The following is a 16,097-nucleotide window of genomic DNA, read 5'->3' on the forward strand; positions in this document are numbered from 1 at the left end:
TTTAAATTAATTTAACCCCTATTTTTTAGGGGGTATTTGTTTTTAAAATGTATTTTTGAATATCTAATTTAATACTTTATTATATGTCAACTTTAAGATTCAATGCTTTACAAGAGGTTTTAAATAGAAAAACTGTTGTAGTAGAAGAGAATGAACGTCGTTCAGAATTGTTTGGTAAAAATGTATTTAATGAACAAGCAATGCGTCAATACATGACCAAAGAAGCATACCAAAGTGTAATGGATGCTATTGAGTTTGGAACTAAGATTGATAGAAAAACTGCCGATCAGATTGCAGTAAGTATGAAAGATTGGGCACTGTCTAAAGGAGCAACACATTACACACACTGGTTTCAACCTTTAACGGGGTCTACAGCAGAAAAACACGATGCTTTTTTTGAAACAGTTGAAGGAGGAGGAGCAATGGAGAAATTTGACGGAGGTCAATTAGTACAGCAAGAGCCAGATGCTTCTAGTTTTCCTAACGGAGGAATTCGAAATACTTTTGAAGCACGTGGCTATACCGCTTGGGATCCAACATCGCCAGCATTTATTTATGGTACTACCTTATGTATTCCCACAGTTTTTGTGGCGTATACAGGTGAAGCATTAGATAATAAGGCTCCATTATTAAGAGCTTTACAAGCTGTTGATACTTCAGCTACAGCGGTTTGTAAATATTTTGATAAGAATGTAAGTAAAGTAAATGCAACTTTAGGTTGGGAGCAAGAATACTTTTTGATTGATACAGCATTGGCAGCCGCACGTCCTGACATTATGATGACAGGAAGAGCCTTGTTAGGGCATGCTCCAGCAAAGGGGCAGCAGTTAGATGATCATTATTTTGGCTCAATACCCACACGAGTATTGAATTTTATGCGCGATTTGGAACATGAATGTATGTTGTTAGGGGTGCCGGTAAAAACACGACATAATGAGGTAGCGCCAAATCAGTTTGAATTAGCACCAATTTTTGAAGAAGCTAACTTAGCGGTAGACCACAATTCCTTACTAATGGATGTGATGGAAAAAGTATCGCAACGTCATAAATTTAAAGTGTTATTTCATGAAAAGCCATTTGCAGGAATTAATGGTTCTGGAAAACATAATAACTGGAGTTTATCTACCAATACAGGAGTTAATTTATTAAGCCCAGGTAAAACTCCGATGAAGAACTTACAGTTTTTAACCTTTTTTGTGAATACTATTAAAGCGGTTCATGATTACGAAGAGTTAATCAGAGCATCAATAGCAAGTGCAAGTAACGATCACCGTTTAGGAGCTAATGAAGCACCACCAGCTATTATATCGGTTTTTATAGGTTCACAATTATCATCAGTATTAGATGAGCTAGAAAATGTAACAAAAGGAAAGTTATCACCAGAAGAAAAAACAGATTTAAAATTAAATATTGTAGGTAAAATTCCTGAAATATTACTAGATAATACAGATAGAAACAGAACTTCACCTTTTGCTTTTACAGGAAATAAGTTTGAGTTACGTGCAGTAGGTTCATGGTCTAACTGTGCAGGACCTATGACGGTTTTGAATACAATTATAGCAAGACAGTTAAATGAGTTTAAAGAGGAGGTTGACAAATTAATTGATACCAAAAAACTAAAAAAAGACGAAGCTATATTTAATGTATTAAGAGAATATATTAAAGCATCAAAAAGTATTCGATTTGAAGGAGATGGGTATGGAGAAGCATGGGAAAAAGAAGCAAAGAAAAGAGGTTTATCGAATAACAAAACAACTCCTGAAGCATTAAAAGCAAAAATTTCTAAAAAAGCAATTTCTCTTTTTGAAGAAATGGGAGTGATGAATAAGGTTGAGGTAGAAGCACGTCATGAAATTGAACTAGAAGAATATTCAAAGAAAATACAAATTGAAAGTAGAGTATTAGGTGACATTGCAAGAAACCATATTATACCTATTGCTATTCAATACCAAAATACCTTGATAGAGAATGTAAGAGGACTGAAAGAAATTTTTGGAAATAATTTTGAAAGGTATGCAAATGAACAAATCGATTTAATTCAAAAAATATCAAATCATATTGCTGAAATTAACTCTAAAGTAGAAGATATGATTGAAGAGCGTAAAAAAGCCAATAAGTTAGAAGGACAAAAAAATGCTGATGCGTATTGTAATAAAGTAAAACCTTATTTTGATGATATTCGTTATCACTGTGATAAATTAGAGTTGATGGTAGATGATAATTTATGGCCACTAACTAAATATAGAGAGCTTTTATTTACTAGATAAAGTAACTTATTTTAAAGAAGAAAATTCATTTTTTAAAAAAGGGGTTTTTCCCCTTTTTTTTTAATAAGTATAAAGAAATACAAAGCCAAAGGCTACGTTTATAGCGTGTTTTTGGCTTTTCTTATTTGTCTTTTTTTTAAGTAAAGAAATTTTGATTGGTTTTTGAAGCTAAAAAAATCGTATATTAGCTATGTTTAAACAGACAATCTATATATAGTTTCTTACAGTTTTATTTTAAACTGATGGATGTAATCACGGTTATCAAACTAACCTTTACATTTTACCCCATAATTTTATCTTACCCTTATTTACTTAGCATTCTCCCACAATAAGCATCATTACTATTTGTATGCTTGTCGTAGATAGAGTATGCTAAAAATTAATTAACGTATTTTAAAATTATCTATTATGAAAAATTTTTTATTAGCGGCTATTTTTTTAGCTTCAGGAACAGTTTTCGCACAGTTCGCAAACCCATTACCAACACCAAAAGCTAATTGTTTAGGGTGTTCAGTGCCACAAGTAGGACCTTCTTATGGGGCAAGAGGAGCGATAATTAACACTAGTTACGTAGATCAAACTGGAGTTATGAATGACGCAAGTGTAGTTCAAACTGGAGTAGGTAACTTATCTAACATCGATCAAGATGGTCAAAACCAAGGATTTTCTGGAGGTTTAGGAAACGAAGCTACTGTATACCAAAGAGGAAGAAAAAATGAGACCGATATTAAGCAACATGGTGACTATAACACTGGTTTTGTAAATCAAGTAGGATATAAAAACTATGCACAACAAGATGTAGGTGTAGGTTGGGCAGAAAATAACAGAGCATATGCTTACCAAACAGGACGTCAGAATACTTCTATTCAGAAACAACGTTATGATAATAATGTAGCTATTGTAGCACAATCTGGTAGAAGAAATTTAGCTCACCAAGATCAAAGTACAGGAACTAATGGGGCGCCAGGTAGTGTAGCAGGTATTTTACAACTCGGTAACTATAATAAAGCTAAACAAGTACAAAGAGGTAGCTTTAATATAGATGGAATTGCTCAATTTGGAAACGCAAATATGGCTTCTACTACTCAAACATCAACTGGAGGTATAAACATTTCTGGTATAGCACAAACAGGTTATGGTAATGAAGCTTGTGTTGATCAAAATGCTGATGTTGGTATTAACTTAAGTTTAATTGGTCAGTTTGGTGTAGAAAACCATGCCTCTGTTATTCAAGACGCGCAAGGTTCAGGTAATGCTAGTTTTATTGGTCAAGCAGGTTATATGAATAAAGCCTGTGTTGAACAAACAGGACTATAATAATTTATTAACTAATAAAGTTAAGGGAAGAGAGAAAAACTCTTTCCTTAACTTACTAAAGTAAAGATAATGAAAGAGGTGAAAACAATATTGTTTGTAATGTTGGTTACTATTAATCTGGCTATTATGTCACAGCAAAAGACATCTACATATTTTGTGTCTGTGCCTCAAATAGGAAATGATGTTTCTTTTATAGTACTAGAGAAAAATATTAATTCATTAAATGGTTTACAAGATTTTAGTAATGTAACTGCTAATCAAAATTATTTATCAATAAATCAAATAGGAATAAATAATGTAGCGGAATTAAAAAGTGGAGCGAGAGATGTGCAATTAGTAGGGCAAAAGGGTAAAAATAACTATTATAGTTTTATAGATTATTACAACACTTCTCCCACAAAAATGGATATCCTTCAGCAAGGAAATGCAAATTCATTACAGGTGTATGGAACAAACTCTTTAATGGAAAATGTAAAAATAATTCAAAAATCTAATTATAAAACAATTATAGTTAGGAACTATTAAAAGATGTTAAGGTTTATTTTTTTTAGAAGCGCTTTAAAATATATTACTCTGTTGTCACTTTGTGTAGCAACAAGTTATGCTCAAGAAATAAACGATGTGAAAGCCAAAATACTTGTTCTTAAAAAAGATAATTTTATATCGGTAAAAGCACAAGCTGAAAATGAAGGGGTGTTGTTTAAAGATGAGCTTAACTACAACTTATTAGTACTAAAAAAAAATAAAGAAGGAAACTATTCTAACAATAAACAATCAGGAGAATTTTCGTTAAAACCTAATGAGAAAAAAGAGCTTTCATTAATAAGGTTAAGTTTAAATCCTGATGAAGAATTAAAAGCTTATTTATTTGTAAAGTACAGGGAGACATTGATAGATAAAGATACGCTAGTAATAGTACCCAAAAAGGTAGGTGTAATAAAAAAAGAAAAAATAGACGAATCTAATTTTGTATTAAAAGGATTGGTTATTGAAGAAGCAATAACAAAAATAGGGAAAGACTTTTATGATTTTTTTTACCAAGAGTACTTGCTCTCTGGCTTAAAATATCCTTTTATTATAAAAATAAAAGAGAAACCAGGATTAAGAAGAACTACAGTTTTAATTATTGAAGCTGATGATAAAAAGATTTTTGAGTTCATGACAATGCCAGGAGAAGATTTTCTTAAACGAGCTGTTAAAGCATCTTTAGTAAGATTAAGCAGTTACTCAAAACAGAGAAATACATTATTAAGTTATAAAATTTAAATAAAGTAAGTTATGAAAATAGCAACCAAACTTATAACAATTGTTTTATTTTTAATAAGTTCATTTACTTTTTCACAAGAACTAGTTTATAAACCAATTAATCCATTTTTTGGAGGAAATAATCCATTCGGATATCAGCAAATTTTGGCATCAGCAAATGCACAAAACGATTTTCAAGAAGAAGCACAAGATCCTTTTCAGCAACCTTCAGACTTAGAAAATTTTACCAATAGTTTAAACAGGCAACTGTTAAACTCATTATCTCAAGATTTATTTCAAGAACAATTTGGAGATCAAGGATTAACTGTTGGAACTTATGTGTTTGGATCTTTAGTAGTTGAAGTAACACCTACTAGCGGAGGTTTATCTGTAAATATTTTAAATACTCAAACAGGTGAACAAACACAAATTATAATACCAAACAATTAACAACAAAACGACTAACCATAACTTAAATTTTATGAGAAAATTACTATTCAAATTACTATTCTCTTTAAGTTTTATCTTGTTTTCTAGTTGTGGAGCATACCTAAATCAGCCATTCCAAACAACGAATGCTAGAATAGGAGAAAACACCTCTTTACAAAACGATTTAATTAAAAATATTCTACCTGTCGAAAAAGTAATCGTAGGAGTTTATAAATTTAGAGATCAAACAGGACAATATAAGCCGACTGAAAACGGCTCTACATTTAGTACCGCGGTAACGCAAGGAGGTACATCAATTCTATTAAAATCATTAGAAGAATCAAAATGGTTTACTCCAATAGAAAGAGAAAATATCGCTAACTTATTAAATGAACGACAAATAATAAGGTCGACAAGGCAAGAATATCAGGGAGTTAATTCCACAAAAATGCCACCATTACTTTTTGCTGGGATTATTTTAGAAGGAGGTGTGGTTTCTTATGATTCTAATATTATTACAGGAGGTTCAGGAGTTCGATATTTTGGAGCGGGAGCATCTAATCAATATAGAGAGGACAGAATAACAGTGTACTTAAGAGCTGTATCTACATCAAACGGACAAATCTTAAAAAATATTTATGTGTCAAAAACAATACTCTCTCAAGGTATTTCAGCAAATTTATATAGGTATGTTTCTTTAAGAAGATTGTTAGAAGTAGAAACAGGGGTAACCAAAAATGAACCTATGCAATTAGCTGTAAAAGAAGCTATAGATAAAGCAGTTGAACAGTTGATTATAGAAGGTGTTGTAGATGGTTTATGGGCTCCTAAAGGAGGAGAACCAGTTGTCAGCCTTTTTAAAAAGGAATATCTGAAAGAAAAAAATGAAGCAGATAATACTTTACTTTTTAATAGAAAGCAAGAAACAAGAAGAGAGAGAAACTCAATGAGTGTAATGGCTGGAACTTCGATAATTTCAGGAGACTATTCGAACCCAGTTGCAAGATTTGGGTTTGATTTAAAATACAGATATTTCTTTGAGAACCCACGATTTAGTTTTGGAGGAAGTGTAGGACGGTTTTCATTAGAAAACGAACGATCTTTTAAAAATACATTTCTTACCTCTAGTATATTCTTAGAATATAACTTACTTCCTTATGATAAGTTAACACCTTACGTGTATGTTGGTGTAGGTTCAGTTTTAGAGGAGAATCTTGATAATCCTATGTTTAAATTTCAATACGGAATAGGATTAGAATATTTAATAACCAATAAAATAGGGTTAACTTTTTATGGAGAAAATTACCTTTTAGGTTCAGATAATCTAGATAAGTTGGTTAGGGGGAAAAGGAATGACTTTATTTGGAGAGTAGGAGTAGGTTTAAACGTTTATTTTTAAGAAGCAAAGCAATGAAAAATATAATAAAAATAACAATACTTTTAATTTGTGTAACCTTATTTAACTGTAGTGAAGATACTGTAGGTTTTGTGGAATTTGGTACAATTAAAGGACGTGTGGTAAAAAAGAGAAGTTTTGAACCTATAGCAAACGCAAAAATAGCACTATCGCCAACCAATAATACAGCTTTTACTGATGAAGAAGGTTACTTTTTAATGGAAGATGTACCTGCGCAAGAATATTCGGTAAGTGCAACTAAAGAAGGGTTTTTAACAAACTTTCAACCAGTAGGATTGAATGCAGGAAGTGAGATTAATGTAGTTTTTGAGATGGATATAGAAACTGCTTTAAACGATCCGCCAACCACACCAGAACTTAGAGCTCCAGCTAATGGCGTAGAAGATTTAAATAATATGGTAGAACTAAGTTTTAAATCGACTGACCCTGATGAAGATGAAATAACATACAGGATAGAAATTAAAAACGACTTTAATAATGATGTTATATCTTTTGAAAATGTAAAAGACACTTTATATACAGTTTCCGATTTAAAATTTGGAGTAAAATATTTTTGGCAAATAGGAGCATCAGATGGCATTAATGCAGAAGTATTAAGTTCAGTAAGTACATTTAAAGTTACATCAACGCCTAATAATAGGTATTTTTATACACGACAAGAAGAGGGGAATAATGTAATATATTCTGGAGATTTTATCAATGAAGCTTCTGTAAATGAATTACTATTAACATTACCAACAACAAATTCTTGGAGACCAAGAAAAAACTCAGCAGCAGGTTTAGTAGCTTTTTTACGAACAGACAATAACGAAACTCATATTTATACAATGAATACAGATGGTTCAGATGTTAAAAAAGTTACTTCTAATGTCCCTGTAGTTGCATTTGATTTAAACGAAGTTGATTTCTCATGGTCTTCAAACGGAGATCGAATTATATATCCGCATTACGATAAATTATATTTGATAAATAAAGATGGAAGCGGGTTACAGCAAATATACCAAACAACTGATGGTAGTTACATTACTGAATGTGATTGGAGTAATGATGAGTCAAAAATAGCATTGAAAACAAATAATACAAGTGGGTATAATGTACAAATCTATACGATTGATATGGTAGGAAATATGATTGATACTGTTTTAACAGGAGAACAAGGAGCTGCAGGAGGAATTAATTTTACAATAGATGGAAGCTCGCTGTTATACACAAGAGATGTTTCTGGATATGAATCAAGTAATTATAGGCAACTAAACAGTCATATGTTTTTATATGAATTTGCAACGACAGAAGTTACTGATTTATCGGAAGGAAAAGCTGATGGAACAAATGATTTAGACCCGCGTTTGTCACCAAATGAAGCTGAAATAATTTTTGTAAATACATCAAATGATGGAATTTCTGAAAAAACAATTTATAAAGTGCCTTTTAGTGAAGGTACTACCACAAGAACAGCGTTATTTATAAACGCCACAATGCCAGATTGGGAATAAAGGAAAACTAACCATTATTAAAGAGCGAGCGTGTAAAAAACGTTCGCTTTTTTCTTGGTAAAAGCGTAATATAAACTAAATTTGCACCCAACAACAACACAACACATGAGTAACGAAGTATCTAAACGCTACGCACAACGCGGAGTATCGGCATCTAAAGAAGATGTACATAACGCTATCAAGAACATTGATAAAGGATTATTTCCAAAAGCTTTCTGTAAAATTGTTCCAGATTATTTAACAAATGATGATGATTATTGTTTAATCATGCATGCAGATGGAGCAGGAACAAAAAGTTCTTTAGCATATATGTACTGGAAAGAAACAGGAGATATTTCTGTATGGAAAGGAATTGCCCAAGATGCTTTAATTATGAATATAGATGATTTATTATGTGTAGGAGCTACTGATAATATCATGTTGTCATCAACTATCGGACGTAATAAAAGTAATATTTCAGGAGAAGTTTTATCGGCGATTATTAATGGGACAGAAGAATTAATTGCTGAGTTGAAAGAGTTTGGAGTTACCATCCATTCAACAGGAGGAGAAACTGCTGATGTAGGAGATTTAGTACGTACAATTATTGTGGACTCTACAGTAACTGCTCGTATGAAACGTACCGATGTAATTGATAATGCAAATATTAAAGCAGGAGATGTTATTGTTGGTTTAGAATCGTTTGGACAAGCAACGTATGAAAAAGAATACAACGGAGGAATGGGGAGTAACGGATTAACTTCTGCACGTCATGATGTATTCCATAAATACTTAGCAGAAAAATACCCAGAAAGTTTTGATGCTTCTGTACCATCTGATTTAGTGTATTCAGGAAACACAAAGTTAACAGATAAAGTAGCAGACTCTCCAATTGATGCAGGTAAATTAGTGTTGTCGCCAACAAGAACTTACGCACCAATTATCAAAGAAATCTTATCAAAATATACCTCTGATGATGTACACGGAATGATTCACTGTTCAGGTGGAGCACAAACCAAAATTTTACATTTTGTAGATGATTTACATATTGTAAAAGACAACATGTTTCCAATTCCGCCATTATTCAAATTGATACAAGAGCAGTCAAAAACCGATTGGAAAGAAATGTATCAAGTATTCAATTGTGGGCATAGAATGGAGCTGTATGTGTCTCCTGCAATAGCAGAAGATATCATTACTATTTCAAAATCGTTTAATGTAAATGCACAAGTTGTGGGTAGTGTAGAGGTTTCTGATAAAAAGCAGTTAACTATCAAAAGTGACTATGGAACTTTTGAATATTAATACGAGAAAGATATAAAGTAAAATCCTCAGAGAAATCTGAGGATTTTTTATTTAGTTACAATTTTTTCTGTTTAACTCAAATCCATTTAAGTCTTTCCAAATATTATGCTGAAAACTTTTAGGAGATACTCGAAAAACAATAATAGCTTTATGTTGCTTTCTACACAAATATTGTTCTATTAATATGTTTACAGTTATTGTTTTTCCTGTGTGAAATCCATCAAAAAACTTCATTTGTCCCGTAAACTTATTGTTAGAGTTGCTTATTAAATGAATTTTTGGGTTTGGAAAACTGACGGCCCAATGATTCGGTTTCATTAATCCATCAAAATAGTTTTTCAGGTTATATTTAATTTCTTTTAAAGTTAAAAAGGATTCCGCGTTTATCTTCCAGCCAATAACTAGTGACCAAAATTGATTGTTTTTTGGGGTTGACCATTCTGGAGAAAAAAGAAGTTCTTCAAAACCGATAACCTTTAAACCTGGAGCCCAATCTATAGGGAACTTAATGATTTCTCTTTTCCAGTTCTTAGTATTTTTGAAAATTGATAATTCTTCTTTTTGTTGACAGAAAGAAAATGTTAGTTGAAAAAATAGAACGAATATCAGTATTACTTTTTCCATCTCTATAGTTTTACGATAACTTCAAATCCAATAGCGTCCGAAATAGCACCATCTCTAAAATTACTTTTATAATTAACACCCCATGCTCTTCTGTCAATTTTAAATCGAGTGGTCATTTTTCTTTCTTCATAGTTAAGTTCAGCTCTAAAATTAATAGGTTTAGTGATGCCTTTTAAAGTTAAATCAGCTTCTATTTTTGCGTGTGTTTTATCAAAATATTCAACTTTAGTAATTATCAGTTTTGCCAATGGGTGTTTTTCAACATTAAAAAAGTCAGGGTCTTTTAAGTGGTTTACTAAATTTGTCTTTCCTTCTAATTTTTTAATATCAGTATTTGTTATTGAATTCATATCAATAATAAACTCTCCACCAGAAATAGCATCATTACTTTTAATAAAATAACCATCTTTAAAGTTAACAAAACCATCATGACCTCCAAAATAAAAAGTATACTCCCCAATCCATTTAATGGTGCTTTTTTGAATATTGATGTTTAATTTTTTTTGAGTTGATTGAGTTTGATTAGTAATAGAAAAACAAGTAATACAAATTAGTGTAATAATAATTTTTTTCATCTGATTGATTTTTAAAATGTCAGATAAAATTATTTCAGTATTCAAAGAGAAGTGTCAAAAAAAAGTAAAAAAAGAGTCAAGAGATGTGAAAAAGTATCAATCTAAGGTAAATTACTTTAGCTTTTTACTCATTTAGCCTTTCAAATACAAAATCAATAGAAAATTCATCGTTAGCAACGGTAGCTTTTAGCTGATTTTTTTCTTTCCAATAATGGAGGGAAGTAGGGAATTCGTTTTGCTTGTTTTCGGCAATAAAAGAAGAGTCTGTTTGTTGAGTAAAAGCAAATAAGGTAGGGTTTTTATTTACACCGGTTACTTGTAAAAAAAGCGAGTCGTTTTTAGTAATGATGTGCAATATTTCTTTAAAAATCGTATCCTTTTCTTTCATAGTAAAGCCAGTTCCAGAAAAATCATTTTCCCAAAACTCATAAGTCTTTTTATCAGGTTCGTTATGAAGGCGTTCCCATTTACCAAACAACCAAGTTGGTTTTTTAATTTTCTTTTCTTGCTGACAAGAAAAAAGTAGTGTACAAGTAAAAAATAAGATTAAAATTCGCATAACAAAAGCCTTAATGAACTAAAGATATGAATAAAATTCGATAAAAAATCGTAAATTCGCACCCCAAGAAAAGATACTATGCTAGATAAATTACAGATAGTTAAACAACGTTATGATGAGGTTTCAGACTTAATCATACAGCCAGATGTTATTTCTGATCAAAAACGTTATGTACAATTAAATAAGGAATATAAAGATTTAGGAAAGGTTGTAAAAAAAGCAGACGAGTACGAAACTTTATTAAATACTATAGAAGAGGCTAAAGAAATCATTGCTGACGGATCAGATGCAGAAATGGTAGAAATGGCGAAAATGGAAATGGACGAAGCAAAAACTCGTATTCCTGAATTGGAAGATGAAATTAAGTTTTTACTAATTCCAAAAGATCCAGAAGATGCAAAAAATGCAGTAGTTGAATTACGTGCAGGAACAGGAGGAGATGAAGCAAGTATTTTTGCAGGTGACTTATTTAGAATGTATACTAAGTATTGCGAAAGTAAGGGGTGGAAAGTATCTACAGTAGATTTTTCTGAAGGAACGAATGGTGGATTTAAAGAAATTCAGTTTGAAGTTTCTGGAGAAGATGTGTATGGAACGTTAAAGTTTGAAGCAGGAGTACATCGTGTACAGCGTGTACCACAAACAGAAACACAAGGGCGTGTACATACATCGGCAGCAACCTGTATGGTATTTCCAGAAGCAGAAGAGTTTGATGTAGAAATCAATCCAAAAGATGTACGTATCGATTTTTTCTGTTCATCAGGACCAGGAGGACAGTCGGTAAACACAACATATTCTGCAGTACGTTTAACACACATCCCTACAGGATTGGTAGCGCAATGCCAAGATCAAAAATCGCAGCATAAAAACAAAGAAAAAGCATTTAAAGTGTTACGTTCTCGTTTATATGATATGGAGTTAGCGAAGAAGCAAGAAGCTGATGCTGCAAAACGTGGTTCGATGGTAACCTCAGGAGACCGTTCAGCAAAAATTAGAACATACAATTATCCGCAAGGACGTGTAACAGATCACAGAATAGGATTAACCTTATACGATTTATCAAATATTGTAAACGGAGATATTCAAAAAATTATAGATGAGTTAATGCTCGCAGAAAACACTTCTAAGTTAAAAGAATTAGGAGAAACTATTTAATTAAAAGGCGTTACTATCGTAGTAACGCCTTTTTTAATGTCTCAAATTCTTGTAGAGCCGATAAATAAAACATACCTTTGCAGAATATTAATGTTCTGTCCTTTTTGGAGAAAATCTACAAGTCTTTATACTATTTTTCTGTTACCGTCAGATACTATAGTCTTCAGTTGCTTTACAAAGCGTTTTCAATAGAATTTTTAATCTAAAATAAATATCATGTAAATCATAGTTCATACTATGTGTAGTATTGCGCTGTAATTTATATGACTTAAAGTATGTCTAATAATAAAACCTTATAGTATGTTAAGAATAGTTGTAAAAGAAGGTGAAAATATCGATAGAGCCTTAAAACGTTACAAGCGTAAGTTTAGAAATGTAAAAGTTTTACAAGAATTAAGAGAAAGAAAGCAATACACGAAGCCTTCTGTAACTAGAAGAGCACAAGTTCAAAAAGCGGCTTATAAAGAGCAGTTATTTAAAGAAGAATAGTAGTATAGCTATATAAAATACAAAAGCGCAACCAATTTGGTTGCGCTTTTTTGTTTTTTACAATTCTTGTAAGTTTCTTTTTATCTCTTTTATTAAAAAAGGAAATTCAGTAACCCCATCTCTGTCTATAAAATGTTTTCCTTCTTTAAGAAGGGTAAATTTAGCTTCTAATTTCTCTGCCATAGTTTTAGAGTATTCGAAAGGAATAATATCATCATCAGTGGCAGATATCGCAATTCTTATTTTGGTTATTTCTTTTAAGTAACTATAATTTAGCTTGGGTTTTACAAATTCAATTAATTCAGGAATGGGAGTAGATTCAACGAATCCTGAAATTAGAAATAAGCCTTTAATTTTAGTTATGTTTAACTTATTTAAAAAGTTTAAAATAGTTACACACCCTAAGCTATGACCAACAAAAATTGTTTTTTCATTTATTTCTTTTACATGATTTTCTAGAAACTCAACCCATTCACTTAGTTTAGGGTTTTGAGAGTTAGGCATTTTTAAAATAGAAACTTCAATAGAGTCATTTTTTAAATTCTTTTTAAAATCCTGAAACCAGTTAGAATAAGGAGATGCTGTATATCCATGAATTACATAGATTTTATATTTGTCCATAGTTATTAATTTGTTTCGGTGTGTCTTCTTAAAATAAAAAAACGCAACCCAATTGGTTACGCTTTTTTAGGACGACACATATTAATTTAGATTACTCTATAACAGTTAATTCGTCTACAATACGTTTAGCACCAGCATACTTGTCAATTAACCAAAGTACATATCGAATGTCTACATTAATAGTTCGTTGTAAGTTTTTGTCAAAAATAACATCACCAGCCATCGCTTCAATATTACCATCAAAAGCTAGTCCTATTAGTTCACCTTTTCCGTTTAAAACAGGTGAACCAGAATTTCCTCCTGTAATATCGTTATCAGATAAGAAGTTTACAGGTAATTCACCTTTACTGTTAGCATATTTTCCATAATTTTTTTTCTCATAGATATTTAACATGTCTTTAGATAAATCAAACTCGCTATCGTTTGGTTTGTATTTTTTAACCATTCCTTTTAACGTTGTGTAATTATTAATACTGGCATCGTTTCTAGGGTCTTTTGGTAAAGCTCTTACTTTTCCGTAGGTTAAACGTAAAGTGGAGTTAGCATCTGGATATTTAATATTGCTTAGACCAGATTTACGTAAACCATCCACTAATAATCTAAATGATTTTTGGTAATCGTTTAAAGGTTGTACTAAGTTTTCAGGTTGCTCTCTGTATTTGCCTAGTAATTGAGATGATAAGATATATAGTGGATCATTAGCTAATAACTCTTTGTTTGGGTACTTTAAGAAAGCCATAACACGCTCTTTAGATGTAAAAATACTTAACTCAAAAATAGCATCGATATAATCAGTAAAGTCACTGTTTTTAGCTATGATTTCAGGTAATTCATAATTTGCTTTAGCAGCATATAATTTAAGTTGCTCAGCTAAAACCTCTTTTTCTAAAGGTAGATGATAGTTTGTATAATTACTTTCTATAAAGGCATTTAATCTAGGCATTAAATTCTTACGAGCAGCTTCATTAGCATCAATATAAGACTCAAATCCTTTACCTATTCGATATGGTAAAACTGCAAATTTACTAGAACGTAATAATAACATTAAGTAGTTATCATGTTTTGCTTTATTGTTGGTTAAGTTGTAATAATTGTTGATGTTAGTAACAACATTTCCGTAAGTAGCTTTGTTAGACTTTTTGTTAGCCCATTTGTCAAATTTTTTTTCAACTTTACGTTTAGCCTCAGCAGTTTTATGAGCTGTTAAAGCATCAATCATACCTTGTCTATTTTTCCAGTAATTGGCTATACCAGCATATTGAGATGCATACATCAAGTTTATTGAAGCATCTTTATCCATGTATTTTTTCATTACATCCATGCTAAGTTTAGATCCTTCTACCCAAGCAGGATATGCATAGTTTACGTTTTGTTCAATTCCTTCTGCAGGCATCCAACGATTTGTTCTACCAGGATAACCTAAAATCATTGCAAAATCATTTTCTTTTACACCTTTAATATTAACAGGTAAATGGTATTTTGCTTTTAGCGGTACGTTATTTTCAGAATATTCAGCAGGGTTTCCTTCTGCATCCGCATATACTCTAAATAAAGAAAAATCTCCTGTATGACGTGGCCATTCCCAGTTATCAGTGTCTCCACCGTATTTACCAACTTTATCAGAAGGTGTACCTACTAATCGTACATCTTTATAATCTTCGTATACAAAATAGTAATATTCATTTCCTTGGAAAAAAGAACGTACAGAAACAGTGTATTTACCACCTTCGTTGTTTTCTTGTTCTATTTTTGCGATTTCTTTGTTAATAGCAGCTTCACGTTCTTTTTCTGTCATAGAATCGTTTACATTAGATAAAATACGTTTAGAAACGTCATCCATTCTAACAAAGAATCGAACAAAAAGGCTTTCTGGTTTAAGCTCGTCTTTTAATGTTTTAGCCCAGTACCCATTTTTAAGGTGATTTTGCTCTTCTGAAGATAATTCTGCAATAGCATTATAACCACAATGGTGATTTGTAAGTACTAATCCATTATCAGAAATAATACTAGCTGTACAACCACCGTTAAATTGAACGATAGCATCTTTAAGGCTTTGATTGTTGATACTGTAAATTTCTTCTGCGGTTAGTTGAAGTCCCATTTTTTGCATATCACGTTCGTTTAAACGCTTAATATGCATTAAAAACCACATTCCTTCATTGGCGAACAATGAAGCAGGTAGTAAGATTAAAAAAGCAATTAAAAAAAGGCTTGTTTTTTTCATAATATAGTTTGAATAATAAAAAATTAGGTTGATTTTGTTTTTTAGTTTAGAATATCATCTTTTAAAAAACATTAAGTTCTTTAATCAATTAAAGAATCAGCTCGTAAAAATACTCAATAATTTATTTTGTATAAGGAAGTAAACGTTAAAAAAATATAAGGATACGTATGTTAATTTTAACACAATAGATAGCGAAGAAACGAGCTTTATAATTTTTTAAAAAATATCCCTTACAAAATTAGGCTTGTAAGGGATTATTGTGGAGACGCCGAGAATAGACCTTCTTTTATCTTGTTATAGCTAAACCTTTACTGTGTCTACTGAAAACAATGGGTTTATGAAATTTTTATAATTTATTTTATGGTAAATTATATATCAAATACTACCTTTACTGACAC

15 protein-coding genes are annotated in these 16,097 nt (G+C 31.3%); 10 read left to right on the forward strand and 5 right to left on the reverse strand.

Translation table 11 applies throughout. The features are described 5' to 3' along the window. Positions 1-83 precede the first annotated feature (83 nt). The 8 genes from C7448_RS05415 (at position 84) to C7448_RS05450 (ending at position 9,452) form a co-directional block, all read left to right on the forward strand. On the forward strand, positions 84-2,267 hold the full coding sequence (locus C7448_RS05415) for a glutamine synthetase III family protein (protein ID WP_115900357.1): 2,184 nt from the start codon (positions 84-86) through the stop codon (positions 2,265-2,267). 408 nt (positions 2,268-2,675) lie between these two features. Next, positions 2,676-3,584, forward strand: coding sequence for a hypothetical protein (locus C7448_RS05420; protein WP_115900358.1), 909 nt, complete (start codon positions 2,676-2,678; stop codon positions 3,582-3,584). Positions 3,585-3,710: 126 nt separating this feature from the next. Beyond that, complete coding sequence (locus C7448_RS05425; protein ID WP_147300501.1) at positions 3,711-4,109, forward strand: hypothetical protein; 399 nt, start codon at positions 3,711-3,713, stop codon at positions 4,107-4,109. Between the two features lie 51 nt (positions 4,110-4,160). Further along, on the forward strand, positions 4,161-4,850 hold the full coding sequence (locus C7448_RS05430) for a CsgE family curli-type amyloid fiber assembly protein (RefSeq protein ID WP_170137003.1): 690 nt from the start codon (positions 4,161-4,163) through the stop codon (positions 4,848-4,850). 12 nt (positions 4,851-4,862) lie between these two features. Next, positions 4,863-5,279 carry a curli assembly protein CsgF gene (locus tag C7448_RS05435; RefSeq protein ID WP_115900361.1) on the forward strand — a complete coding sequence of 139 codons (417 nt, stop codon included), beginning with the start codon at positions 4,863-4,865 and terminating at the stop codon, positions 5,277-5,279. Between the two features lie 31 nt (positions 5,280-5,310). Beyond that, entirely contained in the window at positions 5,311-6,657 is a 1,347-nt protein-coding gene (locus C7448_RS05440) for a CsgG/HfaB family protein (protein ID WP_115900362.1), read from the forward strand. Between the two features lie 11 nt (positions 6,658-6,668). After that, the gene (locus C7448_RS05445) at positions 6,669-8,168 is read left to right on the forward strand and encodes a carboxypeptidase regulatory-like domain-containing protein (RefSeq protein ID WP_115900363.1); all 1,500 of its coding nucleotides are present in this window, start codon (positions 6,669-6,671) and stop codon (positions 8,166-8,168) included. Positions 8,169-8,273: 105 nt separating this feature from the next. Next, on the forward strand, positions 8,274-9,452 hold the full coding sequence (locus C7448_RS05450; protein WP_115900364.1) for an AIR synthase related protein: 1,179 nt from the start codon (positions 8,274-8,276) through the stop codon (positions 9,450-9,452). A 51-nt stretch (positions 9,453-9,503) separates the two neighbouring features. Here the strand turns inward: C7448_RS05450 and C7448_RS05455 are convergent, their stop codons facing one another. The 3 genes from C7448_RS05455 to C7448_RS05465 form a co-directional block, all read right to left on the reverse strand. Continuing rightward, complete coding sequence (locus tag C7448_RS05455) at positions 9,504-10,076, reverse strand: hypothetical protein (protein WP_115900365.1); 573 nt, start codon at positions 10,074-10,076, stop codon at positions 9,504-9,506. 2 nt (positions 10,077-10,078) lie between these two features. After that, a complete protein-coding gene (locus C7448_RS05460) occupies positions 10,079-10,651 on the reverse strand; it encodes a YceI family protein (protein ID WP_115900366.1) in 573 nt (190 codons plus the stop codon). A 124-nt stretch (positions 10,652-10,775) separates the two neighbouring features. Continuing rightward, entirely contained in the window at positions 10,776-11,210 is a 435-nt protein-coding gene (locus C7448_RS05465; protein WP_115900367.1) for a DUF6265 family protein, read from the reverse strand. Positions 11,211-11,288: 78 nt separating this feature from the next. Here C7448_RS05465 and prfA point away from each other — a divergent pair, with 78 nt between their 5' ends. Both prfA and rpsU read left to right on the forward strand, forming a co-directional pair. Then, the gene (prfA, locus tag C7448_RS05470; protein ID WP_115900368.1) at positions 11,289-12,365 is read left to right on the forward strand and encodes a peptide chain release factor 1; all 1,077 of its coding nucleotides are present in this window, start codon (positions 11,289-11,291) and stop codon (positions 12,363-12,365) included. Between the two features lie 300 nt (positions 12,366-12,665). After that, the gene (gene rpsU / locus C7448_RS05475; protein WP_115900369.1) at positions 12,666-12,854 is read left to right on the forward strand and encodes a 30S ribosomal protein S21; all 189 of its coding nucleotides are present in this window, start codon (positions 12,666-12,668) and stop codon (positions 12,852-12,854) included. A gap of 57 nt (positions 12,855-12,911) precedes the next feature. Here rpsU and C7448_RS05480 read toward each other — a convergent pair whose 3' ends face one another. Both C7448_RS05480 and C7448_RS05485 read right to left on the reverse strand, forming a co-directional pair. Beyond that, entirely contained in the window at positions 12,912-13,475 is a 564-nt protein-coding gene (locus tag C7448_RS05480; protein ID WP_115900370.1) for an RBBP9/YdeN family alpha/beta hydrolase, read from the reverse strand. Positions 13,476-13,566: 91 nt separating this feature from the next. Beyond that, on the reverse strand, positions 13,567-15,699 hold the full coding sequence (locus C7448_RS05485; protein ID WP_115900371.1) for a S46 family peptidase: 2,133 nt from the start codon (positions 15,697-15,699) through the stop codon (positions 13,567-13,569). Between the last annotated feature and the right edge of the window lie 398 nt (positions 15,700-16,097).

It is taken from the genome of Tenacibaculum gallaicum (genome assembly GCF_003387615.1).
GTDB lineage: Bacteria > Bacteroidota > Bacteroidia > Flavobacteriales > Flavobacteriaceae > Polaribacter > Polaribacter gallaicus.